Raw genomic sequence first — 25,630 nt, 5'->3', positions numbered from 1 at the left:
TATCTATGTTTATGCTAAAATACTCAAGAACCAATTTTTGAAAAGTGTACCAAATGAGACAAATTATCACTTTTTGTCCAATTTGGAATGGATAGAGGAGTTTTGTAGTTTATGATAAAATTACCGATCCAGGAAGAACATGTTTCTGTCCGCAGGACCTACCTGCTTTTGATGAAGGCGCTCCTGGACCTTCTGGCGGAAATGCCTTTTGAGAAGATCTCCCTCACTGATCTCTGCCGGGTCTCCATGATCTCCCGGTCCACGTTCTACCGGTATTTTGAGGACAAATATGATCTTCTGCACTACTGCGTGAACATGTACATTGAGGGACTCCGCCCGGTGGAGGATCTGATCTACTTTAAAAGCACCGATTCCCTGCGTCAGTTTTTAGAATATCTGATCGCTCAGGTGGATGAGAATATCACTCTCTACCGCCGGATCTACCAGACGAACAAAAACGGCTCCCTGATGTTCACGATCCAGGGAGACCTGGCGAAGATCCTCACGGAGAGCGGCTGGCAGGGCGAGAACCAGGGCGTTCGGTTAAAGATCCCGCTCCCACTCTATGTTTCGTTTATGTCAAGCTTTTATCTGACGACGCTAAGATCTTATTTAGAGCTGGCGGATGAATATGACGCGAAGACCTTCGTGGAAAGCGTCTGCCGCTTTGCGCTCAGGGATTTCTGGGAGAAGGCTGACGGCTGATCCGGCAGCCTCTTTTTCCACTGTCCGGAATCCGTTTCTACTTAATATAATATGGAAGCTTCCCGCAGGTCTTTTAACTGCCCTGCTTCCTGTACTTTGGTTCTGTTATTATCCGCATAGTAATGCCGCTCTGCGTTTCTTTCTGAATCCACCGGGCGGCATCTTTTTTCTCTTATTTCATCTTTGCCCGCTCATCCCACACCGTAACATCGATTCCGGCGATCTTTGATGTGAATGCGGTTCCATCGTTCTTTTCGAAGTGTTCCCATGCCCGGAGCACATACTTAAAGCCTATGTACTGTAATGGCAGGTTGCAGTATACCATGAGGATATTCGCGAAATCGCTGAGATCCCACAGGGCACTTAAGTCCATGCCCGCAATGTTCGTGATAACGCCGAAGGAGATGACTACCAGGCAGAGCACGCGGATCGTGTTAATAAAGGCAGGTCTCGTGGAGATCCGGTTCGCGCACATTTCCGTGAAGGACATGAATCCCACAAGGCAGGTAAACGCGAACAGACCGAAGCAGACGCTGACGAGCATCGTCACGAGGTGATAGATCGTTCCGTTCCCGGTGAGCGCTCCGCAGGATGCTAAGAACCTGTCAAGTTTTCCGAGTTCAAACCATGCTGCGCTGTCCTCCGTGAGCCACACTCTTCCCATGACAACGACGAATCCTGTCAGGGTGCAGATCACGATGGTATCTAAGAAAACGCCAAGCGCCTGGACACAGCCCTGGTCACAGGGATGCTTTGCGTCCGCCGCCGCTGCCGGCATGGTGATCGTTCCCTGTCCAGCCTCATTTGACATAAGGCCTCTCTTGATTCCCTGGCTCAGCGCGATACCGAAGGCACCGCCGAAGACTGCTTCCGGCCGGAAAGCCTCGGAGAATACTGCTCCGAAGAACCACGGGATTCTCGGGATATTAAATACGATGAGAAGAATGACTGTCAGGATATAGATCACTGCCATCACAGGAACTAAGAGGTCTGTAACCTTTGTCACCTTCTTGATTCCACCAAAGCTGATGACCGCCGTCGCCGCGATGAGGACCGCGAAGGAGATCCAGTACAGGGCGGAGTTTGTCTCGATGACGGTTCCCGTAAATACGCCCGCGATCGCTCCCACCGCGGAGATCGTGTTGAAGCCCTGGGCCGGGAAGCAGAGGAACGCATAGATAATGTAGAGGACACTGAGCGCCGCTCCTGCCCATGCCGCATTCTTTAAGAGTCTTCTTCCGTAATACGGCAGGCCGCCCACATACTCATCATCTTTTCTCTCCTTAAAGATCTGGGAGAGTGTCGCCTCAACGAAAGCTGTGGACATACCAAAGAAGGCGGAGATCCACATCCAGAGCAGGGCGCCCGGACCGCCGGTGGAGATCGCGCCGGTGACGCCTAAGATATTTCCGGGGCCGACACGCATGGCCGTCGACAAGAGGAATGACGCCAGGGATGAGATTCCTGTGCCGCTGCTCTTCTGTCTCATCAGGACATGGAGTCCGTGGCGGAATTTCCGCACCTGGATAAACCGGAGTCTGAATGTAAAATAGATTCCTGTTCCCACTAAAAGGATGATCGCCAGACTGAAGTTTCCGAGGATCGGGATATTCGCGTACCAGTCAAAGTTCGTCGGGAAATCCCAGAACAGGTTCGAGACGATCTGGATCTTTCCGCATATGACATTTACGGCCTGAAACAACGCTTCCATAGCTTTTTCCTCCTCATGATTCAATTTTTCTGTATTGTCGGAAATTTTTCTGGGATGATTCTCCGCAATGATCCCCGGCATCCCTCATTTGAATTCAGATTTCCATTAAGATTTAAAAGTATTTATGCCTCATCTCTTAAAAATCCGAGTTCTATTTTGTATACGTTTCTATAATATATCTGTTATTAGAAATTTTCAAGAAAATTTACAAATTATTTCGGCAGACTGTCCGCCACGCAGAGCGCTCCATATCCCAGCCTCGGATTCGGATAGGCCAGCTCAGAAGGAAGTCTTCTCGCTCCTTTTCTTAAGTACGCCTTCACCTTCTCCCCATAAAGATACGGATCATTCTCCCTGACGATCCCCCACTCCATGAGAAGCGCCGCGGCCCCGGTGACAAGGGGCGCCGCGAAGGATGTTCCGGTGACAGGGGAATAGCCGCCGTCCCGGTCCGGGGCCATGATTCCCACCCCTGGGGCGGCGAGGTCCGGCTTCTGGGCGCGATAGACCCTGGTGTCCCCGCGGCCAGAAAACGGGGCATAGATTCCGGTCCCGCTGTCATAGGCGCCCACCGTCACCGGTCGGAACGCCGTGGAGGGAATCGTCAGGGTCGTATCCGGCGACGATTCCAAAAATTCCGTGTCCCGCCCGACTGCCGCCGCGGAGGGAAGCCAGAGATCCGCTGCCGTCTCCTCATCCCCTGTCCCGAGGAATCGGAATGTCCAGATCCCGCTCTCCACATAAGTTCTTTCCGGCACAAACTCAATATAGATCTCCTGGGCCGCATTAAAAGGGGACGGTTCCCCGTAATAGATCAAAAGTTCCGTCTCTCCGACCCGGATCCGGTCCGTTCCCCTCACCGGGACAAGCTCGATCTCCGCACCGCCAAAGGGATCCCTCAGAAAGATCCGCATCCCGTCCTCATAGTTTTTCCAAATCTGCATGCCGAATCCCGTCTCGTATGTCCCAACAGAGAGCCGGATCTCCGTGATCTTCCCGGGTTCGATCACAGGTCTCGCATGTCCCCCGGAGTCCCCCTCATTTCCCGATCCTGTGACGAAGACAAACTGCCCCATCTGTGCAAGAGAATCGAGGTACCGCTCTAAAAGTCCGCCGCCGTCGTGGGATCCATATGTATTTCCAAAGCTCAGATTCACTGCCATGGGGCGTCCCAGTTCCAGAGCTTTCCGCACCGCGAGATCCATCCCCCGCATGAGTTCCGTGGTTCTCGGAAATCCAACTGAATCCGGGATTCCGAGACGGACAATGATAAGTTCACTCTCATAGGCCGCCCCGCGGTACAGTCCGCCGCTTGTTCTCCCGTTTCCAGCCGCGATCCCCGCCACCGCCGTGCCATGGCCGCTGGTATCCAGGGAAAGACCGCCTGTTCCGCCGGATTTATTCTCTCCCCGCAGGATCTCATTGATCTCCCGCCTTTCATATGTTTTCCCACTGATCTGGTCATCCAAATACAGGATTCTCGTGGTTCCGTCCTCATTCCGGAAGTCTTCATGAAAGATGTCGATTCCCGAGTCGATCACCGCCACCAGGACACCTTTTCCCGTAAGCCCATCGGTCCCTGTCTGCACCGGAAGAAAACAGGAGGCCGCCCTCGCCCGGTTCAGGGCAAAAAACAGCCTCTTTGGTTTTTCCGCGTATTCAATTTCAGGAAGTGCGATCACCCCCGGGACATCCCGCTCCGGGACACGCAGGATCGCAAAGCTGCTTAAAAGGTATGTTCCGGAGACACCCGGAAACTGCTCATTCAAAGTGCTCTCCAGGTTCCCATGGTATTTCACGATGATCTCCCATGTCCGCTCCACCCTGTCATATCCCACGTTCAGCTCTTCTGTCCGCTCCCTCGTCTCCTCAGGGACAGAAAGTGCCAGATTCAATAGATTTTCCGCCTTCTGATCTTCCATCTCTGCCGCGCCACATCCATTCTATATTCTGTCTGTCCCGCATTTTTCCATGCCGTTTCTGAAAGACAGATCCCATTCTGAATATTTTATGCGGCATGCTTTATTTAAGACTTTCGTTTTCTCAAAAACAATATTAAAAAGCCCCCAGAGCCATCGGGGCCGGGGGCAAATGTCACGTCTTATTTAATTACTGTGCTGTTGTCATACTCATAACGATGCTGTTGAGAGAAGCTACATCTTTGGTTCTTCCAGTTGTCTGGACAACTACCATATAGCCGTCCTGCTTGCGGCAGTAGTACGTTCTTGATGTCTTCTTTCCGCTTACTGTTACCTTGGAGTACTGCTGGTTTGCGATCGTCACAGTCTCAGCTGTTGTAGCCTGACCTTTCTGACCTTTCTCGATTCCTGCAAGAGTATTTGCAAATGTCTGGGCATCCATATCCTGCTTATTCTTCATATTGAGGTAGTAGACTTCTACGTCGCCGAAGTCTGTACTCATATAGAGATCATGTGTCAGAGACGGGCTTCCGATTGCCGCATACTCGCCGCCTGTGTACTGGTCAGCTGCCTCAAAATCAGACTCTGTTGTTCCGATGATCTGCGGGATGCAGAGGTTAGACCATGTATTATAGTATCTTCCGCCTGTAACGTGTCCCTTCGGCGCTGTCTGAACCGGAGCAACCCAGCTTCCGTCATCGCTGAATGTGTAGGATACGCCGTCGATGGTTCTTGTTGTATTATAGATCATAAGGTTTGTGGACGGATCGATATAATACCACACATCATTTCCGCGTCCATCACCATCTTCAGCCTTGATCCAGCCGCTCTTTAAGTTTCCGTTGGAATCATAGTAGCGCCAGGTATTTCCGCTGCCTTCCCAACCGTACTTTGTCTCTGTCTCGTTCTCATCCGCAAGAGCAGTCACCATATTTACACTGCCAATTGCTGCAGCGAGAGCTGCCATGAGCATAACTTTCTTTAATTTCATTTGAAATCCACTCCTTTATGGGTTTTTATCAGCTAAAGTCATTATACAGGGGTTTTCAGGATAACGCAAGCGCTAAGGGCTGGAAAAAGCACGGCTTCATGAAAACTTAAGAAAGAAGGCTTTTTAATAATCATTTGCTTTTCAGCTCCCGTTTTAAAAATGCCAAAAGATTCATTTTCGCCCGCTCTTCGGTATCTCTTCGCCTCGTCTTCACCTTTTTTACGACTTTTCCCTCCTGGTCGCGGCGGATGTGGTAGACGATGCGCAGGTATTCTCCGACTTCTTCCCAGGCTTCGCGGCTCTCCGGGATCAGGTCGAGGCCCATCTGGAAGACGTGGAACATTCCGTCATAGACGGAGCAGCGGACCTTTACTCCCTCTGCCCTCGCCTTCTTTGCGGCGGCCCTCGTGTCATCTAAGAGGACCTCGTAGGCGCCGACCTGCATCAGTATCGGCGGGAATCCCTCGAAGTTTCCGAAAAGTGGGGAAAGATAAGGGTCTTTCTTGTCCGCGTTCCCGATATAGCTGCACTGGTAGAGCATATTTTCCTTCGAATTTCCGAACAGGGGATCGATCGTGTAATTCTCCTCATAGGACGCTCCGCTGAGGGTCACATCCGTCCACGGGGACATGGTGATGATGCCCGCAGGGAGCGGCAGGGCGTGGTCCTTCGCGTAGAGGCAGAGCGCCAGGGCAAGTCCGCCGCCCGCGGAGTCTCCCGCGATGACGATCTGTTCCGGGTCGTATTTCTTCTCGTTTAAAAGCCATTTGTAGGCGTAAACAGCGTCCTCAAGCGCCGCAGGGAACGGATGTTCCGGCGCGACGCGATAGTCCGGTGTCAGGACATCCGCACCGAGACCCAGTTCCGAGTATTTTACCGCAAACCGGCGATAAATGTTTTTCATCGGACCAATATAGCCGCCACCGTGGAGCTGTAAGACCACACGGCCTGTGACCGCCTGCTTCGGCTTTAAATATTCCATCACAAATTTCTCTGTGGGAACCAGTTCATAAATATAGTCACCCGGACATCTCCAGGCCGGTTCCACCGGATTTTTCCGGAACTCTCCCGTCTGGATCGGCTTCTTTAAGGATGTCTCCATCACATCCCTCATCATGTCCCGGGTCAGATTCCCGATCATGCTGACTTCTTTCCGGCTCATAGTTCATCTCCTTCTTTATTCTGCGTGTTTCTGGAACTGTTCTTTTTCGCTCTGTTCTTTCTCAAACATGAAACCGCCGGCGCAGTTCTCTCTTCACACTTCTATCTCCCAATAGAATCGTAAGCACCAGCGCGCTCACCGAGATTACCACCGATATCACCGTGAGCAGCGGATGCTTCGTCCATCCGATCCTTAGGAACACAAGCGGCACAAAGCTCAAAAACGTAACCGCGATCTGGTACATGAAATAGCATTGCCAGTTCATGCGGTTTACAAGCAGCATGAGCAGGATCGCCGCCACCTCAAACAGCACCACACAAGGGATCGCGTAGTCCACGGACCAGCCGTGCAGCCCCGTCATCGTGTCGACCAGCAGCAGGATCGCCTGGATTCCCAGGCATTGCCGCACCAGGATCCCGGACATACTGGCGTGACGCATGACGGAAAACCGCAGCGTCATCGCCACATAGGCCGCCGCTCCCCAGGTGAGAAATGCCCATTTGAACGGGATCTGCCGGTAAGTGGCGAGATTTACGACCCCCGCAAGGACCGAGACGACAGCCAGGGAAATATAGAAGAGCCTGACAGCCCTCTTTATCTTATTCTTATCGCCGCCGACCACCGGATACCGCCCTTTGTCATGTTCCCGGTCGTAAATCCCGTTGCTCTCGAGTTCCACAGGGATCCCCTGCTTTTCCAGAAACCGGAAGAAATACTCCGGCAGCCGGTTCTCCGCCATAGCGCTGGCAAAGGAGAGGCAGAGTTTTCCATCATAGGCAACCGCCCCGCACTTCATCCTCTGCTTCGGGGACGCGCCCACGAGGAGCTGGAAAGATTCCACTTGATCCCGCAGCTCCTCCCGGACATCCATCCGCCCGATATTTGAAAATGTCATTGTATGGGCGCGGGTGCTATGCAGAAAGATCATCTGCATCGCCAGGTGTTTCACAAACAGTGGGATCGCCCGCACATACCATTTTTTCTCGTTCCCCACATTGTAGGAGATCGTCTTCTCCAGGCGCTCCTTCACGATCTGTTCGTCCATCTGGCGGCTCACCGCCTCCAGGACCTCCGAAAAGCTTTCCGGTGCCCGCCGCTCCGACCAGGAGATATTGATGACCGCAAAGAAATTTGCTAACGTCTCCGACTCGAAAAAACTTCTCAGATTCACCGGAAGATTTAACGCTGCCGGATGCTTCATCTCTTTTCCGTCTGTCTCGGTCTGGATGATGGACCACAAAAGGGCTGCCGCCAGGTATTTCGTGATACTGACTCCCACCTCTTTGCTGCGTTTCTTAAGGTCATCCACATGGAACGTCCCATGGAGCACCGCCATCTGGTCAAAGGGAAGAAGCTCCCCGCTCACCTGGATCGCAGGCCGGCTCTCGTAGCGCTTGTGGGGCAGTTTTTTATAATAACGGAGATAATCATCCGCCCTCATCGGAGAAAACTCACGTTTCCTTATCTCCGTTGGAAGACCATTCTTTAATTCCAGATAATGTTCCGTGAGCCGCGAGACAAACCCCACCGCCCCAAGACCGTCTGTAAGGCCATGGAACACCTCAAAGTTGATCCGGCAGCCATAGTAACTCACGCGGAATGGAAACCTCCCGCCCCGGTGGGGATCGATAAAGCGGCAGGGCGCACTCTGCTCCTCCTCCACCACCGGATCCCGGTTATTTGTCTCAAAATAGTACCAGAAAAAGCCCTTTCGAAGCTTTACTCGAAAGTTTTCAAATTCCGGAAGCGTCAGAAGGAGCGCCTTATGCAGAAGCTCCGGCTCCACCGGCTCCTTTAAGACCGCCGCGATCCGGAACACACTGCTCAAGTCCTCCCCGGACACCGCCGCGAAGAGCTTCGCCGTGTTGTCCAGCCGCCGCCATGCGGCACCCTGGATCCGCGGACGCTTTTTTATCAATCCATTAGATAATTTCTCCAAACTGATCTGCCTCTTTTCCGGTATAAAAAAATAACCGGAAAATCGAAATTTTCCGGTACATCAGAAGCAGGGGAAGAGGGGCTCGAACCCCCATCTACGGTTTTGGAGACCGCTGCTCTACCATTGAACTATTCCCCTATATTTTGTTGCTCATCACTTAATGCTCCATTATAATAGCATGAAATGTTTTAATTGTCAACACTAATTTGAAAATTTCTTTCACCAGTTTGAGCATGCGGCATTTAGGATGGAAAAACAGATGCTGCAAGCTTGCTTGCAAGCGGCTGTTTCTCCATTCTAAATGACATATGGCGAACGCCATATGCTTCTTGTTTTCATTGCAAATGAAAACAAGAAGATCGCACCACCCAGCCAACATCAGATCAACTGTATCGCCTCTCTCACATTCTCCACCCCGATCAGCCTGATCCGTTTCTCATCCTTCAGCTTCTCCAGATTCGATTTCGGCAGCAGGCAGCTCGTAAAGCCCATCTTGATAGCCTCGGACACTCTCTGGGCAGCCTGGGAGACGCCTCTTACTTCGCCGGAGAGACCTACCTCTCCGAAGATCAGCATTCCAGGATCCACTTCCCGGTTTTTGAAGCTCGACACGAGTGCCATCACCACCGCCAGGTCCAGGGCCGGTTCATTCATCTTCATTCCACCCGCGATATTCACGTAAGCATCATACCGGCTCATGGCGAAGCCGCAGCGTTTCTCCAGGATCGCAAGCAGAATATTGATCCGGTTGTAATCCACTCCGTTCGCTGTCCGTCTCGCCATACCAAAATTTGTTGCGGTCACGAGCGCCTGGACCTCCAGAAGGATCGGCCTCGTTCCCTCTAAGGAGCAGGCAACAACCGCCCCCGACGCCTCCTTCGGCCGCCCGGAGATCAGCATCTCCGACGGATTCAGCACCTCCGAAAGCCCCTTCTCCTCCATCTCAAACACGCCGATCTCGTTCGTGGAACCAAAACGGTTCTTCACCGCCCGGAGGACCCGGTAGGCGTCGTTTCTGTCCCCCTCAAAGTAGAGCACCGTGTCCACCATATGTTCCAGCACCCGGGGACCTGCCACCACGCCCTCTTTCGTCACATGTCCGACAATAAAGATCGTCACCCCGTATCCCTTCGCGATCTGCATCAGAAGGTTCGTGGACTCCCGGACCTGGCTCACGCTGCCCGGTGCAGAAGAAATATCTTCCCGGAACATGGTCTGGATCGAGTCGATGATCACAATGTCCGGCTTCGACCTCTCGATGGCGCCATGGATCGTATCGAGGTTCGTCTCGCAGAGGAATAAAAGGTCTCCTGTGATCATCCCGATGCGGTTTGCGCGCATCTTGATCTGCTTTAAGGATTCCTCACCGGAGATATAGAGGACACGTTTTCCCGCCCCGGCGAGGTTTCTGCAGACCTGTAAAAGCAGCGTCGACTTCCCGATTCCCGGATCACCGCCGACAAGCACGAGACTTCCCTTCACGATCCCGCTTCCGAGGACCCTGTCAAGCTCCCCGAAGCCTGTGGGCGTCCTGTCCTGCTCATCGAGAGAGATCTCCGAGATGTGGACCGGGACCGCCGTCTTTCCGGCTCCCACCGCGGCGATCTGCCCCGACGGTGCCTTTTTCGCCTGGGCCACCGGCTCCTCAACAAATGTATTCCATTCCTTGCACACCGGACACTGTCCGAGCCACTTTGCGGACTCATAGCCGCACTCTTTACAGAAAAAAGCTGTGTTTCTTGCTTTTGCCACAATATTCTCCCTTTTTATAGTCAAAATGCCATGATACGTTTAGCTGCCTTACCTGACTGCCTGCGCCAATCGATATTCCTGCGTGAATTCGCACGACCTTTGTGCAATGCTTTCTTGGTGAACAGAAATATTTCATAAAACAGGAAACGCTCCGAAGTTCATCCCTCGGAGCGCCATAAAATACTACCGTCCATACCCCGGCCAGCAGCAATCTTCAATTTCCTGATCACTTGCGAACAATCTTAACTTCTACTTCCTTGCCCTCATTGAGCTCAACAGAAAGACTCAGCTTGCCGCTCATATTTGTCTTCATTCCGCCGACGCCAACGCCGTCCTCGTAAATCTCGTACTCGCAGTCGTCCTCTAACTGTACGGTGATCTGGGCATCCTCAAAGCCCTCAACCTTGAAGGTAACGGTTGTATCGGTCACTGCAAATTCTGTTACTGCAGTTCCTGGAACGGACTCGTAAACGAACATTCCGTTTCTTTCTAACTTTGTGATTTCCTTAAATGTCTTAACTTTATAAAGATCACCTTCGTGCTCGAAGTCTTCTACCTTGGATTTTGCCGCGAGGCTGTAGTTTCCGAAGCTTAAGGTTCCATTTGCCTCTGTGCGGATCAGTTCGTTGATTACTGACATAATGCTTACTCTCCTTTTGTGTGTTTCAACAAGGACTAAATTTTCCCTATTGCTATTGCTATTGTAATAGGTAACGGTCACAGGCAGCCGTCCCTTCTAACCGTTACGTCGTGCCTATGATTTTACCACACTGGCGGAAGTTTTTCCAGCAGTTTGTGGATGTCTTGCTGAAAATTTCAGTTCTCCGTCCTTGCAGGTGATCTTCACGGAATCGCCTTCCCGCACTTTTCCTTCCAGGACCAGCTCCGCGAGCTTATCCTCGATGAGGTTCTGGATCGTGCGCTTAAGCGGTCGCGCGCCGTATTTCTCGTCGTATCCCTTTTCCACAAGGTATTCCTTCACGTCATCCCCGGCATTTAAGCGGATGGACATCTGATTCTTTGTCCGCTTTGCGAGGACATTCAAGAGGATCGTCACGATTTCCTTCATGTGATCCTTCGTCAGCGGATGGAACACGATGGTGTCATCAATACGGTTTAAGAACTCTGGCTTGAACATCCGTTTCACTTCGTCCATGACGCCGGTCTTCATTCTCTGGTAGCGGACCTTCTCATCGTCCTGGGACATGAATCCAAGCTGCTTCGGCGCGATGATGTTCTCGGCGCCCGCATTGGAGGTCATGATGATAACGGTATTCTTAAAGTCGATCTTATGGCCCTGGGAGTCCGTGATGTGACCGTCGTCCAGCACCTGTAAAAGAATATTGAAAACATCCGGATGGGCTTTCTCCACCTCATCAAAGAGGATCACAGAATACGGGTTTCTGCGGACTTTTTCACTCAGCTGCCCGCCGCCCTCGTATCCCACATATCCTGGCGGGGATCCGATCATCTTGGAGACGCTGTGCTTCTCCATGTACTCTGACATATCAACGCGGATCAGGGCGTTTTCCGTTCCGAACATGGCCTCCGCAAGGGCTTTGCAGAGCTCCGTCTTTCCGACACCTGTGGGGCCTAAGAATAAGAAGGAACCGATCGGGCGCTTCGGGTCTTTTAAGCCGACTCTTCCGCGGCGGATCGCCTTCGCGACGGCAACCACCGCCTCGTCCTGCCCGACCACGCGCTCATGGAGAATGGATTCCAGCTTTAAGAGACGCTCCGTCTCGCCTTCCGCCAGCTTGCTCACCGGGATCTTTGTCCAGCCGGAGATCACGTCTGCAATGTCATTCTCGTCGACGGTCAGCTCCCGGCTCTCCTTCTCACTCTCCCATTTCTCCTTCAGCTTGCGGATCTTCTCCCGCTTTGAGGCCTGTTTCTTCTTGATCTCACCGGCGAGCTCATATGCCTCGTCACGGATCGCGTCCTCTTTCTCTTTCTCGAGCTTCTTGATCTCCTCCTCGAGAGTCTTGATTCCCTTCGGCTCCACATAGACGGTCAGTCTCGTCTTGGAGGCCGCCTCGTCCACCACATCGATGGCCTTGTCCGGCAGGAACCGGTCGTTGATATAGCGGGCGGAGAGGCGCACTGCCGCCTTTAAGGCCGCGTCGGTGATCGTCACATGGTGATGTTCCTCATATTTCGGGCGGAGTCCCTTTAAGATCTGGAACGCCTCGTCCTCCGTCGGCTCCTCCACGGTCACCGGCTGGAACCGGCGCTCTAATGCCGCGTCCTTTTCAATATATTTCCGGTACTCTTCAAGCGTCGTAGCACCGATGAGCTGGATCTCACCGCGGGCCAGGGATGGTTTCAAGATGTTAGACGCGTCTAACGCGCCCTCCGCTCCGCCTGCGCCAATGATCGTGTGGATCTCGTCGATAAATAAGAGGACATTCTCCGCCTCTGTCACCTCGTTGATCACATTTTTAATGCGCTCCTCGAACTCACCGCGGTACTTGGATCCCGCTACCATGCCGGAGAGGTCAAGGATCACCACGCGTTTTCCGCGGATCGTATCCGGGACGTCGCCGGAAGCGATGAGCTGCGCGAGACCTTCGATCACAGCCGTCTTTCCGACACCTGGTTCTCCGATAAGGCACGGGTTGTTTTTTGTTCTTCTGCTTAAGATCTGGATCACGCGGCGGATCTCCTTCTCCCTGCCGATGACCGGATCCAATTTTCCTTCTTTTGCGAGGACTGTAAGGTCGCGGCTGTAGGCATCAAGTGTCGGTGTGGCGCTCTGTCCGCCCCGCTGCTGGCGTCCCTGGGCCAGGTCCTCTTTTCCTGCGTTTCCGTCCTCACCCATGGCGGATAAAAGGTCGATGTAGACCTTCTGAATGTTGATATTTAAGGTGTTTAACAGGCGGACTGCCACACAGTCCGATTCCTTTAATAATGCCATCAGAATATGCTCGGTACCGATTAACGGCGCATGGAACCGGACAGCCTCTTTATAGCTGTTTTCCAGCACATGTCTCGCACTTGGAGTGTAGCCGTCCCGCTCTTTGGTGGCTGTATTCTGATAGGAAGAGACAAGCTGCTCCACAAGGGCCAGCAGTCTGTCGAGCTTCACCTCGTTGGCCTCGAGGACCATGGCAGCGGTACCGCTTCCCTCCTCGATCAGCCCGACCAGGATGTGCTCCGTTCCGATCACAGGGGAACCCATATCCTCCGCCGCTTCACTGGCGAGAACCAGTGCCTCCTGGGCTTTTTCTGTATATTGTGCCATCTGTTCTAATTTCCTCCTGAACTTTTCCGTCAACTGCGTAACCATTCAATCCATTCATAGTTACGAACATAACTCCATTCCAAATCAACTGCGCCGATTAAAATTTTGCCTCCCTGCCTATGTTTTCTTTCGGTCGGTGCAGCAAAAGCGCAGATCTGCCGAACCGTCAACTAATTTTCTATCTCTATGATCTCCGGCAGCCGCCTTCTCAGGAACTCTGCCCGGGCGGCATCCAGCTCATCCTTGTCAAGCGGGCGGTCCGCCAGACTCAAAAGGTTCGCAGGCTGGATCCCCAGCATCAGACCGTATACAGAGTACGGTTCCTTCACTTTTAAGATCCCATCCGTGATTCCTGTCATGATCTGGGACAGGAATTCCATTCCGTCTTTTCTCGTCAGCCGTCTCGCGTACTTTAAGACGCCGTAGGATTTATAGCATTCATCGGCCGCCTGCACCGGCTTTCTCTGACGGTATTCCCGGCGTACCCGCCGTTCCTGGGCATCCAGCTCCTGGGCTGCCTTCCTGACGATATCGATGATCTCCCGCTCCGTCTGTCCTAAGGTTTTCTGGTTTGAGATCTGGTACAGGGAGCCGAAGTTCTCCGCGCCCTCACCGTACACGCCCCGGACCTGGGCCCCGAACCGGCCCATATCCGCAACGAGACTGTTGAAATTTTTATTCTTGGACAGCATCGGCAGGTGCAGGACCACCGCTGCCCGAAGTCCTGTGCCCACGTTTGTGGGGAACGAGGTCAGGTAGCCGTATTTTTCATCGAAGGCGTAATCAAAACGCTCGCTGATATAGTCATCGATCTTATCTGCTCTCTCGTAAAGCTGCTCCAGGGTCAGCCCCGTCTGCAGCGTCTGGATTCGCACATGATCATCCCCATTTAGGAGGATCGCCGTTGATTCGTCCTCCGACAGGATCATTCCCGTCGGGTCTTTCTTCTTTATTACACTGCGGTTGATCGCCCGGCGCTCTAAAAGCGCTGTTTTTTCCAGGTCGCCCATCCGCTCTAAGTGTGTAAACCGATACTGCATCCGGTCCATGGACGCGATGCCGGTGAGTCCGCCGAGAAGCTTCTCCGAAAGCTCCGCGCTCTGCTCCTTGGTGAGGCGGCCAGGAAACGGATACTCTTTCAGATTTCGAACCAGACGGACACGGCTGTAGATCACATTTGTGCCTGCTTTTCCCGGTACTTCATACCATTTATCCATTCTGTCTCTCCTCTTTCAACGCCCGGATCTCATCCCGGAGCTTCGCGGCCTCCTCGTACTCTTCCCGGCGCACCGCGTCTTTTAATCTCGTCTCCATCAGGCGGATCTTCTCTTCCTTTGAGAGTTCCGGAATATTCACCGGATCCTCTCCAATAGTTCCCGTCCCGTTCATTTCTTCCATCTCGGACCGGTATCCCGCCGGACGCTTTCCGACGTGCTTTTCGCTGCCCTGAAGATGACGGATATTGTCGCTGATCAGAGGATCAAACACGCTGTAGCAGTCCGGGCATCCGAACCGGCTGTCCTTTACAAATTCCTCATAAGTCGTTCCGCAGGTCGGGCACACGACACCGGAGTACTTTTCATCTTCTTCCTCCGTCTCCTGGGTTCCAAGAAGTCCGGAGAGAAGTTTTCCTAACGGGAATTCTCCCTCAAAGAGAGCTGAGAACTGTCCAAGGTCCGCATGGGCGGCACACTGGGTACAGAGGTTGTGCTCTGTCTTCACGCCGTTGATCACTTCCACATATTTTACGGTTGCTTCCCGCTTTTTGCAATGTTCACAAAGCATACTGCCCCTCCTTTACGCCTGTCCGCCAAACTCATCATAGATCTGGTCTACAAGGCTGTGGATCTCATCTCTGCCGACATTTTTACAGATTCCCCGGGCAACGATCAGCGCGAGGTCGTTCTTCATCTCTTCCATCGTCCGCAGTTTATCCATATCCAGGGCGATCACGGCCCCGCGTCTGCGGTCCAGGCGCAGAAATCCTTCCTGTTTCAATACAGCATATGCCTTGTTGACTGTATGCATGTTAATTCCGATCTCATCTGCAAGCTGTCTCACCGACGGGAGACTATCCCCATCGTGAAGCACATCCATTGCGATGCCGCAGATGATCTGGTTGCAGAGCTGGGTATAGAGTGCTTCTTCACTGTCAAAATCGATCTTCAGTACCATTTGATCACCATCTTTTTTCTTAATATTTTTGATGCCGGGACCGTTTATGCGTTTCCAGTATCATAGTATTCCATTTGTTATATGTGTATAGTAACAGATTGTGTGGTGTTCGTCAAGTGAAACCAAAGTTTATTCGTACGTATGTTCTACTTTCATTTTTGCCTGCTTTGCAGTTTCGCCTCAAAGTATTATATTTTCCTACTCTAAGTCCAGACGTCCATCCGCCGACCGGTTATCCGCGATCCGCTCGATAGTCCAAGTAATATCTGAAGCTTTTGCTTTCAGCGCGTTCCAGACATCCGGGTCCTGATATATATGAAACAGCGCTCCAAAGATCACGTCATACTCTCTCTTCGCGCCTTCCGGCAGGCCCGTCGCCTGGGCGATCTCCGCAAACCGGTACCTCGCCGCCTTTGGGAACTGGTCTTTCTTCATCTCATCCCCGGAATTTTCATAGACATACGCCCCGAATCCGCCCTTCACGGCATCCGTTTTCGAAAACCGGAGTTCTTTCTTCTCCTCATCCAGAGAATAATTGCAGGAATAGAGTACGTTTCCCCTCTTATCTTTGAAGGTTCTATATGCCCCGCCCGACGGACAGTACACAAACCTCCATCCGTCATCCCGGAACTTCTTTCTCCAACCATCCGGGAAGGCGTTGATATACACGGCGATCTCATTTTTCTCGGCCTCGCTCACCGTCTTCGCCGTTCCATCCGCGTTGACCGCCAGAATATCCCCCGCCGGATCCGGCTGTCCGTCGTAGTCGGTGTAGGAAAAGCCCGCGTACTCATTTACCCGCATGCTTCCATCCGGGCGGAACGCGTATGTCTTTCCTTTTATTGTGCGGACAGCTTCCTTGTTCATCTTTCCGTCCGAGTCAAACCAGTACCAGTTTCCCTTATCCTGAAACCACTGGATCTTCGCGTTCCCCGCGGAATCATAGTAGTACCAGTTTCCGCCGCCCGGACCGTCGTACTGCCAGCCCTCGGAGAGGGAACCGTCCTGGTTGAAATGGTAACGGATGTTTCCCACCGTCTTCCATCCGGTCTCCATGATTCCGTTTCTGTCAAAATGGTACCACTCGCCGTCGATATCCTCCCAGGTACCCCGGGCTTTGCGCCCATCCGAGTATGTGAAGGTGTAACCGGCATCCGTGAGCGTCCATTTTCCATCCGCAGCGAAAGATGTTATAGTCTGCACAGCAAGCAGGATGCCGACAGCGCCGATCAGGATAAGTGTTCGTTTTTTCTTCATGGTCACTCCTCCTTTCCGTTTTTATCAAATGCTGGTAACTATTCAGTACCTTCATAGTTACGCGCAAAAATCCATTTCAGATCAGCTTTGCTGATGGGATTTTTGTCTTCCGGCCTATGTTTTCTTACGGTCAGCGCAGCAAGTGCGCAGACCTGCTGAATGGTTACGATATATTCTGTTCAAAAATCTTCCTTCCGGAACCGGAATTACATTCTTTATGCCTCATTATCTTGAATCCCGCTTTAAAATACCTTATACTAAGCAGGAACTCAAAGTATGTACATGAAAGGAACCTAAATATATGAAACGATTTTTCGCCTGGGCCGGGATCCTCATCATCGCCGCGGTCTTCCTCGCCCTCATCGTCCTGACCTTCACCGGTGGCCCGGAGAATGTCATCCTGGCGCTCCTGTTCTGCGTCATCGTCATCCCGGTGATGCTCTACGGCTACGCGCTGATCTTAAAGTACGTCCGAAACAGAAACAAAAGGGATAACTAACAAAATCCGTAATCTTTTGCCATCTTTTCCAGACGGTCAGCAGCCGCCTCAAGCGTCTCTTTCCCTCTGGAAAAATGCAGACGGATGTAATTGTTTACCGGCTCCTTAAAGAAGCTGGAACCCGGCACAGCTGCCACACCGTAATTCTTTATCATCCATTCACAGAATTCCAAATCTGTCCAGCCGGTAAACTCCGGCTTCTCAAGAAATCCCGAGATATCCACGAGAACAAAATAGCTGCCCTGAGGTGTCGTGTGGGAAAGTCCCATCTGCTCCAACCTTCCACAGAGATAATCTCTCTTTTCTGTGTAGAGATCCTTTAACCATTGATAGTACTCTGGTCCAAATTTCAGACCAGTGACTGCCGCTTCCTGAAGCGGTGCCGCAGCGCCTACGGTCAGGAAATCATGGACCTTCTTCGCCGCCTCGATCACATGTTCCGGTCCGATCAGATAGCCGAGTCTCCATCCGGTCATGGAGTATGTCTTTGAGAGGGAGCTGCAGGTGATCGTCCGCTCATACATTCCGGGCAAAGCAGCCATGGAGATATGGCGGTTCTCACCGTAGATAATGTACTCGTACACCTCATCCGTGATCACAAAGGCGTCATACCGCTTTGCGAGCTCCGCGATCTCCTCCATCTCTTCCATCGTAAATACTTTTCCACAGGGATTCGACGGATTACATAGGATCAGTGCCTTCGCACCGGCCTGAAACGCCCGTTCCAGAGCTTCGCTGTCATAATGGAAATCCGGCGGCACAAGCGGCACATAGATCGGATCTGCCCCGGAGAGGATCGCGTCCGCCCCATAGTTCTCATAGAACGGGCTGAACACCGCGACCTTATCTCCCGGATTGCACACGGTCATCATCGCCGCCATCATCGCTTCCGTTCCCCCGCAGGTCACAACGATCTCCTTTTCCGGATCGATCTCACGGGCAAATTTCTTTGTATACATTTCTGCCAGCGCGTCCCGGAAATTCTTCGCCCCAAAGGTGATGGAATACTGGTGTGGACCATGCTCCGCCGCTTCCTTTAACGCGTCCAGGATCTCCTGCGGCGGATCAAAATCCGGGAATCCCTGACTTAAGTTAATGCTTCCCGGTGTCATATTGTTGATCCTTGTCATCCTGCGGATGACGGAGTCTGTAAATGTCTGTACTCTTCTGCTTAATTCCGGCATATGTAAAACCTCTCTTCTATTGTCATGTATGATGTCTTTCCGGTATTCCGATCCTTCCGCGCGCACATCTCAGTATTACGTTCCGAATCGTCCCTCTGTTCTAATATCTTATCATAACTTTCATGACAGACCTATTGATTTTTCTTTACATTTCTATAAAACTTCCCCCGGATCATTTGTATTGTCAAAACAAAAAGCGACAAGCCTGATTCATAAGCTCATCGCCCTTAATGATCACAGTCGGACCTGTTTACAGAGTTTTTCTCCCTCTTCCTCTCGGACTCTCCGCAACTCACTGCCGGGGCTTTGATGAAGAGGTATTCTTCTCCCTGATCCTCATACCAGCCTCTCTCCTTCCCTCTCGGCTGATATTTTTCCATCATCGGTCCATTCGCAGCCTACCGATTTCATGGTCTCCCCCGGCTGTATCAGCTCGATCCATGTCTCCAGTGCACTCTTCCGCTCTCTGTCTGACAGCGGCGTGTTGAAATTTTCTGTGCAAAACATATTCACACACCTATTTAACGATTGGTCCCTTACTCTTTTGTCATAACCCCTGAAAAAAAGTAGCTTTTATAACGCAAAAAGACTCAAGTCTCTCGACTTGAGTCTTTCGTGCGGAAGATGGGACTTGAACCCACACGATGTAACCACCACAAGATCCTTAGTCTTGCTCGTCTGCCAGTTCCGACACTTCCGCGTATCGGGTGTTTCAAGATTTTGTATCTCTCACCGACGCATATTAATATATCATAGTTCTTTCTGTTTGGCAAGTACTTTTTTAAACTTTTTTTTATTTTTTTAATAACATATTTTTTTTACTCAATTTGTACTATATTCTATCCCATGGCATAACCGAAATCCGCTAAAGAGATCATCTCCACAGTAAGACCCATCCCAAAGATATCATGCAATGATCTCTACGGCTATATCTCACAAAACATCTTCTGCAGTCATCCTTCAGAAATATCATCTATCTTAAATTTCCATCGCCTTTTCTCCTGCTCTTCCCACAAATGCCGAATATAGCGCTTCCCTCTGGTGCTCATCGCAACCGCGCTTCCTTCTCTCCATGTTACACTTTGCGTGGCATTTTCCTCAAAATACGCATTCATACATTAATTTGACAATTCCAGTACCATCACCTCAATCACCAGGCTCTCCACATCTATCGCTATTTTCTCTATAACGCAAAAAGACTCAAGTCTTTCGACTTGAGTCTTTCGTGCGGAAGATGGGACTTGAACCCACACGATGTAACCACCACAAGATCCTTAGTCTTGCTCGTCTGCCAGTTCCGACACTTCCGCGTATCGGGTGTTTCAAGATTTTGTATCTCTCACCGACGCATATTAATATACCATAGTTCTTTCTGTTTGACAAGTACTTTTTTGAATTTTTTAAAAAAAATGTTTTTTTAGCAATATTTAAAAAACTCTTGACAAATCCCACGCCTTATACTATAATATGTTTTGTCAATGAGATACGTCATCTGACGAGATGCAGAAGTGGCGGAATTGGCAGACGCGCACGGTTCAGGTCCGTGTGATAGCAATATCATGAGGGTTCAAGTCCCTTCTTCTGCACGAAGGCTTAAGTCGAAAGACTTAAGCCTTTTTTAGTTTCACATCAACAATCTCGCGATGCCGCGGCGCCCAAAGGGCCCCGCGCATCGTCTGGCTTTCGCCAATCCCATCTCTCCCTCCACACCCTTCCTTTTCCTTCCCTCATCCCGCCAATACACAGCGCCTCCGGGCACGGACGCGCCTGGGTGGAGGGAGCTGGTTTCCTCTTGGCTCGCAGGAAAATGCGTTGGAGGTCCGAGGACACTTGTTTGAGCAACGAAAGTTGCGAGTTGTGTCCTCGGACCTCCGCCCTTAGCATTTTTCCGGGAGCTTAGAGGAACCCTCCCGGAATCCCGTGAAGCGTCCGCGCCCGGAGGCCCGTCGGCGCGTAACTCCCACCACTATGAACCTCTCCCCAAAAAACGCAAAAAACCTCCCCGGCAGATCACTTCACCGGAAAGGTTTTCTCTATTCTCACCGACTAATTAAGCCAGTTTTGTTTTTGCTAACTCAGCAAGCTTTGCAAAGCCCTCTGCGTCGTTGATAGCCATATCGGATAATACCTTACGGTTCATAACAACACCAGCCTGCTTTAAGCCGTACATGAACTTGCTGTAAGAAAGGCCGTTGATTCTAGCTGCAGCGTTGATACGAGCGATCCAGAGCTGTCTGAACTGTCTCTTTCTCTCTTTTCTGCCAGCGTAGGAGCTTGTTAAAGCTCTCATTACGGACTGCTTTGCTACTCTATACTGTTTAGAACGAGCCCCTCTGTAACCTTTGGCTAACTTGAGCACTCTGTTATGTCTCTTCTTGGCATTTAAGCCACCTTTAATTCTTGCCATTGCTTAATTTCCTCCTTAATCTTAATTCCGAAACAAATTATAAATACGGTAAAATCTTCTTCATTACCTTGCTGTTTGTAGCATCAGTAACAATGTCTTTTCTAAGATTTCTCTTACGCTTTGTGGATTTCTTAGTTAAGATATGGGACTTATAAGCTTTATTTCTCACTAACTGACCAGTTCCGGTCTTTTTGAAACGTTTTGCAGCTGCTCTGCTTGTTTTCATTTTAGGCATTGTTGTTTCCTCCTTAAAATTGTTCCCTTATCGTTTTGCAGTTAAAAACATTACCAGGCTTCTTCCCTCCACCTTGGAAGGCTTATCGACAACAGCGATATCGGAAAGTTTCTCAGCGAAATCATCCAGAATATACTTTGTCTGGTTCATATGAGCCATCTCACGACCGCGGAAACGAAGCGTTACTTTTACCTTGTTGCCTTTTTCGATGAACTTTCTCGCAGATCCGATCTTTGTGTTAAGATCGTTTGTATCGATATTCGGGGAAAGACGCACTTCTTTCACCTCGATCGTTTTCTGCTTCTTTTTCGCTTCCTTCTCCTTACGGATCATCTCATACTTGTATTTACCGTAATCAATGATCTTACATACCGGCGGCTTCGCTGCCGGAGCAATCTTTACAAGATCCAGTTCTGCATCTCTCGCCATTTTGTAAGCGTCTTTTGCAGACATGATTCCAAGCTGCTCACCATTTTCTCCAATTAAACGAACTTCCTTATCACGGATCTGCTCGTTAATCATTAACTCGCTAATAGCCGTACACCTCCAACTCTCATACTCTACATATGTCGATAGAAAAGAAAAAGCAGATAGGTAACTATCCGCTCGTAACTGCATTGGTTTGGCATGCTGCTGCATGATAAAAACCGATGTCTATGAACCCAGGTCACTTACTCGTGCCAGGGTGAGGCGGATACCTGCTTTCCTGTCAGTTGCTCTCACAACTTATGTTATTCTACTATATCGTTTCCGTTTTGTCAATCACTTTTCCCGGAATTTCCAATACTTTTTCGGCTCAAGCCCTCCACGATTCTGCCCGGTATTTTCCACAGCCCTTTCATACTTCTCCCATAGATCTGTCTTCTCACAGACGCATATCAAAAATCCACAATGCCTTTCTTTCAGGCAAAACAACGACTTTTCTGCTAAGTAAAAAGGAACCGGCGACGGTCAGTTTGCTATCATCAGCTTTCTCCGCAGCCAGTCCCTTCTCTATTCCTACTTCTCCCTAAAGCTTGCACATTCCGTCTGACCGACAGCCATAGCGCCGTCCCCCGCGATCGTGATCCGCTCTGCCCTGCACTGATGGTCATCATTGTAGAGACAGTTCGCTACATCACATTCCACCTCAAGCTTTGATTCCGGCGTCTTAAAAAGATTCTTAAAAAGACCGCCCCTGTTCTCCTCAAAGCTTCCGCAGCAGGTATCACAGCAGTTCTTCGCCTGCGCTCCCTCCACGAGGATTCCGCTCTTGCAGCAGCACTTCTCCGCATTATGGACACATGTCGTCACGGTACAATCCAGTTTTGTCATAAAATGGCCTCCTTTTTCCTGTTTCATCAGAGGTCATTATGCGCAGAAAGATCCCGAAGTATTCACTCTCCCGGGATCTTTCCTAAAACCAGCATAATTATTCAGTACCTTTATAGTTACGCGCAAAAATCCATTCCAGTTCAGCTTCCCTGATGGGATTTTTGCCTTACGCTTCCTCCACCGGATATTTCAGGCGTTTCAATCTCTCCATCAATGTACTGCTGTCCTTCATAAGCGGATAGATCGTAACGATGGACTGGTTATTCTTATCGATCAGCTCATAACTCACGATAGATCCCGTCTTTTTCTTCTTATAAACAACCGCTTTTTTCAAATCTGAAAACGGGACCACCTTTTTCTTTCCTATTACCGGGTTTACCTTGATCGTCTTGCCGTCAATCGTAGTCTTCCACAAAAGTCCCCACAGTGCAAATAAAATCCCCGCAATTCCGCAGATCACATAGAACGCCTTGATGAGCAGTTTTCCATCTGCCGCCGGATTCATAAAGAAGCTCCCCATGGTCAGCGCATCCACGATTCCCATGAACGGCACGACCAGCGTATATTTTAACTTCAATGTCGGCAGCTTTTCGATCTGCATTTTCTCTTCTTTTTTTATTTTCATCCCCAAAAGATCCTCTCCATTTAATTTTACACAGCTCCACCATTCGGAACTATGGACTTCCATATAGAAATGGTCCTCCGTCCGTCTATACGTTTCTTACCTTCTCGATCACCTTATTGCACCGTTTTTCAAGGAAAGATCCGAATGTCTCCTTCTTTCCGCGGTAGAATCCCGCCTTCTCCACCGGGATCGCGAGGGATCTGTTCCAAAAGATCATATAATACTTGCTGGTCTCTTTGATCCATGCGATTCCCTCGTACTGGTACTCCGTGATGATGCCAGGCCGCTCCACCGTAAAGGTGTCCTCATAAAAATTCATGGTGCATCGGTCACCCTTTAATCCAGAGCTCTCCAGAAGCTGCAGAGCCTGATTTTTATCGGCAGATACGGAATTCGCCTTCTTTCCGGAAGTCTCCCCGTTCTGTCTCTCATTCATTCGCCGAAGTACTACAGCCGCCACAAGTCCACAAAGCACCGCCTGCAGGATCCTCGTGGACTGATCAAGCTGTCCGAACGCCATGTAAACAGCTGCGCCCACAAGAAGCGCCATCAAAGTATCTTTCAGTCCGAAATCAGGAAGCTGGAACTTGATCTTCTTCCCATCGTTCTCCTTCGGCATCATCCGCGGCTTGGAAGCCACAACCTGGTGATAAAACATATCTTCATCATATGTAGATTTTACTGCGTATATCGGTTCCATCCCGCACCTCCTATCGTACTGCGATCTGTTCCATCGGAAGATGGCACTTTTCTGTCAGGAATCCTGCAAGCTCCGCGGAATTTCCCTGTACCGCGTCATCCTTCATGAAGTAACGCACCACATTTCCGCGCTCCACCAGCACATACATACCGGACATATCAATAAGGCGTCCCACGTTTTTATACTGCACACGGGATTTCTCATTCTTTCCGATAACCTCATATCCATCCTCGTAGAACCGGTATTCCCACTGATAGTTATCTTCCATCTTGCCCGCCTCGAACTGGAGATGGATCTGCTTTTTCGCGTCCAGCCAGCCTTTCAAAAGGGCATAGGTTCCAAACACGAATCCCATGGCACAGAGAATGCCGATCATCATGAGTGCGTCCCCGATCGTTCCGCCGATTACGACTTTTGCTGCCATGCAGAGCAGGAAAAGCCCAAGAAAGATCGACATGATCCTCTTTCCGCCGGACTGGAAACCGAGTTTCCGGACTCCCTTTTCCAGATGAAGCAGCTTTTCTTCCGTCACATGATGCCGGATGATAAACCGCGCGTCCTTTTCGTTCCGTAATTCCATTGTGTTCCTCCTTATTTTGTGTGATACAGCTATGCAGCGCCTCCGCGGTATACCTGATGCCGCCCTATGCACGACTATAAATTTCTTAGAAGATGATGATCGCCGCTGTCAGGCTCACGATTCCGAGAATGATTGATGCCGAGTTCACCGCGCTGGCAAGGTTCACATCTCCCTCAAGCATGGAGGTGTACGGAACGCCAAGGGCCGATACCGGGCCAAACATCAGGATTGCCAGGGTTCTGCGGATCTCCAGGGAAAACGGCAGAAACTGATAAAATAAAACTGCCAGGACTGCGGAAACCGCAAATCTTGTTCCCAGAATCTTCGCGACACTGCCCGTCTGCTCTCTTGTCATATGTAACTCCAGTCCGAGGCCGATCATAGTCATGGAGAGGAAGGTGTTGGCGTTCCCCACAGTCTCAGCTACCTGGTCCATGAAGACCGGAATACGGAGTCCCGCCATCGTCAGTGCTGTCATAATTACATAGCAGTCAAACGGGATGGATTTTAAGAGCTGGATCACGATCCTGCGGATCTGATGCTTATCTCCGGCACCGCCTTTTCCTGCCACTGACACAGCCACCGCGTAGGAACCACCAGTACAGACCACCGCGTTTCCCGTATCAAAAAGGCTGGTACAGGCCACGCCCGGCGCTCCTAAGAATCCCTGGACGAAAGGCATCGTAAAGCAGCCGATATTGTATCCCGACGCATTTACGAGGCCAAACGCCTTCTGATCCCTCGTCCCTTTCGCAAAAAGTCCGTATCCGATCACCGCATACGCACCGCTGCACAGGAAACCAATCAGCACGATCACCAGCATGGAGACATCCATGGTCGCCTGGCTGAAGTTATGGATGATCGCCGCCGGGAGCGTGATCTTCGTGACGAGCTTCGAGAAGACCGGAAGATCCGTCTGGCTTAAAAGGCCGATTTTTTTCAGACCATATCCCATCAGGATGATCAGGAAAAAGCAGCCCGCTTTTAGTAAAACTGAACTCATATTTCATGTTCCTCTTTTTATGTATTTTTCTCGCAGAAATAGAAACAAAGTTTATTATATCTCAAAGTCACACTTGAATCAATCATTCTTTTTCCGCCCGTTTTGCCCGCACGAAAAACGCATGAGTAAATAAATTGTGAACATGCCCCTTTTCTGGTAAAATTAAAAGAAAAGGGGCGTTGGTATATGCAGGAATTATTAGATTGGCTGGAATACATAGAAGATGAT

The 25,630-nt window shown here is 50.7% G+C and carries 24 protein-coding genes and 4 tRNA genes; 3 read left to right on the top strand and 25 right to left on the bottom strand.

Annotation, left to right across the window (positions count from 1 at the left end; translation table 11 throughout):
* The first annotated feature begins 111 nt into the window (after nucleotides 1-111).
* Complete coding sequence (locus ABCW45_RS08380) at nucleotides 112-705, top strand: TetR/AcrR family transcriptional regulator (protein WP_117484129.1); 594 nt, start codon at nucleotides 112-114, stop codon at nucleotides 703-705.
* Nucleotides 706-877: 172 nt separating this feature from the next.
* Here the strand turns inward: ABCW45_RS08380 and ABCW45_RS08375 are convergent, their stop codons facing one another.
* The 13 genes from ABCW45_RS08375 to ABCW45_RS08315 form a co-directional block, all read right to left on the bottom strand.
* Nucleotides 878-2,416, bottom strand: a complete 1,539-nt coding sequence (locus ABCW45_RS08375; protein ID WP_165859970.1) for an alanine/glycine:cation symporter family protein — start codon at nucleotides 2,414-2,416, stop codon at nucleotides 878-880.
* Between the two features lie 212 nt (nucleotides 2,417-2,628).
* Nucleotides 2,629-4,338, bottom strand: coding sequence for a S8 family peptidase (locus ABCW45_RS08370; protein ID WP_117484127.1), 1,710 nt, complete (start codon nucleotides 4,336-4,338; stop codon nucleotides 2,629-2,631).
* Between the two features lie 187 nt (nucleotides 4,339-4,525).
* A complete protein-coding gene (locus tag ABCW45_RS08365; RefSeq protein ID WP_117566485.1) occupies nucleotides 4,526-5,326 on the bottom strand; it encodes a hypothetical protein in 801 nt (266 codons plus the stop codon).
* Nucleotides 5,327-5,456: 130 nt separating this feature from the next.
* Nucleotides 5,457-6,488 carry an alpha/beta hydrolase gene (locus ABCW45_RS08360; protein WP_117503958.1) on the bottom strand — a complete coding sequence of 344 codons (1,032 nt, stop codon included), beginning with the start codon at nucleotides 6,486-6,488 and terminating at the stop codon, nucleotides 5,457-5,459.
* A gap of 61 nt (nucleotides 6,489-6,549) precedes the next feature.
* Entirely contained in the window at nucleotides 6,550-8,427 is a 1,878-nt protein-coding gene (locus ABCW45_RS08355; RefSeq protein WP_343220641.1) for a DUF6320 domain-containing protein, read from the bottom strand.
* Nucleotides 8,428-8,494: 67 nt separating this feature from the next.
* Nucleotides 8,495-8,565 (bottom strand) — tRNA-Trp (locus ABCW45_RS08350).
* 240 nt (nucleotides 8,566-8,805) lie between these two features.
* The gene (gene radA / locus ABCW45_RS08345) at nucleotides 8,806-10,179 is read right to left on the bottom strand and encodes a DNA repair protein RadA (protein WP_117503954.1); all 1,374 of its coding nucleotides are present in this window, start codon (nucleotides 10,177-10,179) and stop codon (nucleotides 8,806-8,808) included.
* A 226-nt stretch (nucleotides 10,180-10,405) separates the two neighbouring features.
* The gene (locus ABCW45_RS08340) at nucleotides 10,406-10,819 is read right to left on the bottom strand and encodes a hypothetical protein (protein WP_015554690.1); all 414 of its coding nucleotides are present in this window, start codon (nucleotides 10,817-10,819) and stop codon (nucleotides 10,406-10,408) included.
* A gap of 114 nt (nucleotides 10,820-10,933) precedes the next feature.
* Nucleotides 10,934-13,423, bottom strand: a complete 2,490-nt coding sequence (locus ABCW45_RS08335) for an ATP-dependent Clp protease ATP-binding subunit (protein ID WP_117484121.1) — start codon at nucleotides 13,421-13,423, stop codon at nucleotides 10,934-10,936.
* Between the two features lie 170 nt (nucleotides 13,424-13,593).
* Nucleotides 13,594-14,640: an ATP--guanido phosphotransferase gene (locus tag ABCW45_RS08330; RefSeq protein WP_117484120.1), complete on the bottom strand. Its 1,047-nt coding sequence runs from the start codon at nucleotides 14,638-14,640 to the stop codon at nucleotides 13,594-13,596.
* The gene (locus tag ABCW45_RS08325; RefSeq protein WP_117484119.1) at nucleotides 14,633-15,208 is read right to left on the bottom strand and encodes a UvrB/UvrC motif-containing protein; all 576 of its coding nucleotides are present in this window, start codon (nucleotides 15,206-15,208) and stop codon (nucleotides 14,633-14,635) included. Before ABCW45_RS08325 ends, ABCW45_RS08330 begins: the two co-directional genes overlap by 8 nt.
* 12 nt (nucleotides 15,209-15,220) lie before the next feature.
* Nucleotides 15,221-15,598: a GntR family transcriptional regulator gene (locus ABCW45_RS08320; protein WP_015554694.1), complete on the bottom strand. Its 378-nt coding sequence runs from the start codon at nucleotides 15,596-15,598 to the stop codon at nucleotides 15,221-15,223.
* A gap of 198 nt (nucleotides 15,599-15,796) precedes the next feature.
* Entirely contained in the window at nucleotides 15,797-16,855 is a 1,059-nt protein-coding gene (locus tag ABCW45_RS08315; RefSeq protein WP_117503950.1) for an N-acetylmuramoyl-L-alanine amidase family protein, read from the bottom strand.
* Nucleotides 16,856-17,156: 301 nt separating this feature from the next.
* On the opposite strand from ABCW45_RS08315, the gene ABCW45_RS08310 reads away from it, so the two are divergent.
* Nucleotides 17,157-17,354: a hypothetical protein gene (locus ABCW45_RS08310; RefSeq protein ID WP_015554695.1), complete on the top strand. Its 198-nt coding sequence runs from the start codon at nucleotides 17,157-17,159 to the stop codon at nucleotides 17,352-17,354.
* On the opposite strand, the gene ABCW45_RS08305 is transcribed toward ABCW45_RS08310, so the two are convergent.
* The 4 genes from ABCW45_RS08305 to ABCW45_RS08290 all read right to left on the bottom strand — a co-directional run bounded on the left by ABCW45_RS08305 (nucleotide 17,351) and on the right by ABCW45_RS08290 (nucleotide 19,848).
* Nucleotides 17,351-18,538 carry a pyridoxal phosphate-dependent aminotransferase gene (locus ABCW45_RS08305; protein ID WP_120040467.1) on the bottom strand — a complete coding sequence of 396 codons (1,188 nt, stop codon included), beginning with the start codon at nucleotides 18,536-18,538 and terminating at the stop codon, nucleotides 17,351-17,353. The two genes, ABCW45_RS08310 and ABCW45_RS08305, sit on opposite strands and share 4 nt — an antisense overlap.
* 336 nt (nucleotides 18,539-18,874) lie before the next feature.
* Complete coding sequence (locus ABCW45_RS08300; RefSeq protein WP_181968075.1) at nucleotides 18,875-19,045, bottom strand: hypothetical protein; 171 nt, start codon at nucleotides 19,043-19,045, stop codon at nucleotides 18,875-18,877.
* Nucleotides 19,046-19,154: 109 nt separating this feature from the next.
* Nucleotides 19,155-19,238, bottom strand: a tRNA-Leu gene (locus ABCW45_RS08295).
* 526 nt (nucleotides 19,239-19,764) lie between these two features.
* Nucleotides 19,765-19,848 (bottom strand) — tRNA-Leu (locus ABCW45_RS08290).
* A 192-nt stretch (nucleotides 19,849-20,040) separates the two neighbouring features.
* On the opposite strand from ABCW45_RS08290, the gene ABCW45_RS08285 reads away from it, so the two are divergent.
* A tRNA-Leu gene (locus ABCW45_RS08285) sits at nucleotides 20,041-20,124 on the top strand.
* A 464-nt stretch (nucleotides 20,125-20,588) separates the two neighbouring features.
* Here ABCW45_RS08285 and rplT read toward each other — a convergent pair.
* The 8 genes from rplT to ABCW45_RS08245 all read right to left on the bottom strand — a co-directional run bounded on the left by rplT (nucleotide 20,589) and on the right by ABCW45_RS08245 (nucleotide 25,402).
* Nucleotides 20,589-20,945 carry a 50S ribosomal protein L20 gene (rplT, locus tag ABCW45_RS08280; RefSeq protein ID WP_015554698.1) on the bottom strand — a complete coding sequence of 119 codons (357 nt, stop codon included), beginning with the start codon at nucleotides 20,943-20,945 and terminating at the stop codon, nucleotides 20,589-20,591.
* A 37-nt stretch (nucleotides 20,946-20,982) separates the two neighbouring features.
* Nucleotides 20,983-21,180, bottom strand: coding sequence for a 50S ribosomal protein L35 (rpmI, locus tag ABCW45_RS08275; protein ID WP_015554699.1), 198 nt, complete (start codon nucleotides 21,178-21,180; stop codon nucleotides 20,983-20,985).
* Nucleotides 21,181-21,207: 27 nt separating this feature from the next.
* Complete coding sequence (gene infC / locus ABCW45_RS08270; RefSeq protein WP_015554700.1) at nucleotides 21,208-21,702, bottom strand: translation initiation factor IF-3; 495 nt, start codon at nucleotides 21,700-21,702, stop codon at nucleotides 21,208-21,210.
* A 477-nt stretch (nucleotides 21,703-22,179) separates the two neighbouring features.
* Nucleotides 22,180-22,494 (bottom strand): DUF1540 domain-containing protein, encoded by a 315-nt coding sequence (locus tag ABCW45_RS08265; protein ID WP_015554701.1) that lies wholly within the window; start codon nucleotides 22,492-22,494, stop codon nucleotides 22,180-22,182.
* Nucleotides 22,495-22,660: 166 nt separating this feature from the next.
* On the bottom strand, nucleotides 22,661-23,119 hold the full coding sequence (locus tag ABCW45_RS08260; protein ID WP_021906097.1) for a DUF6560 family protein: 459 nt from the start codon (nucleotides 23,117-23,119) through the stop codon (nucleotides 22,661-22,663).
* An 85-nt stretch (nucleotides 23,120-23,204) separates the two neighbouring features.
* Entirely contained in the window at nucleotides 23,205-23,819 is a 615-nt protein-coding gene (locus ABCW45_RS08255) for a YcxB family protein (RefSeq protein ID WP_117566479.1), read from the bottom strand.
* A 10-nt stretch (nucleotides 23,820-23,829) separates the two neighbouring features.
* Complete coding sequence (locus ABCW45_RS08250) at nucleotides 23,830-24,399, bottom strand: hypothetical protein (RefSeq protein WP_117469801.1); 570 nt, start codon at nucleotides 24,397-24,399, stop codon at nucleotides 23,830-23,832.
* An 85-nt stretch (nucleotides 24,400-24,484) separates the two neighbouring features.
* Nucleotides 24,485-25,402 (bottom strand): AEC family transporter, encoded by a 918-nt coding sequence (locus ABCW45_RS08245; protein ID WP_343220640.1) that lies wholly within the window; start codon nucleotides 25,400-25,402, stop codon nucleotides 24,485-24,487.
* Between the last annotated feature and the right edge of the window lie 228 nt (nucleotides 25,403-25,630).

The sequence above is a fragment of the Pilosibacter fragilis genome, assembly GCF_032490495.1.
GTDB classification, from domain to species: domain Bacteria; phylum Bacillota; class Clostridia; order Lachnospirales; family Lachnospiraceae; genus Pilosibacter; species Pilosibacter fragilis.
This window is presented reverse-complemented; position numbering and strand designations above follow the sequence as displayed.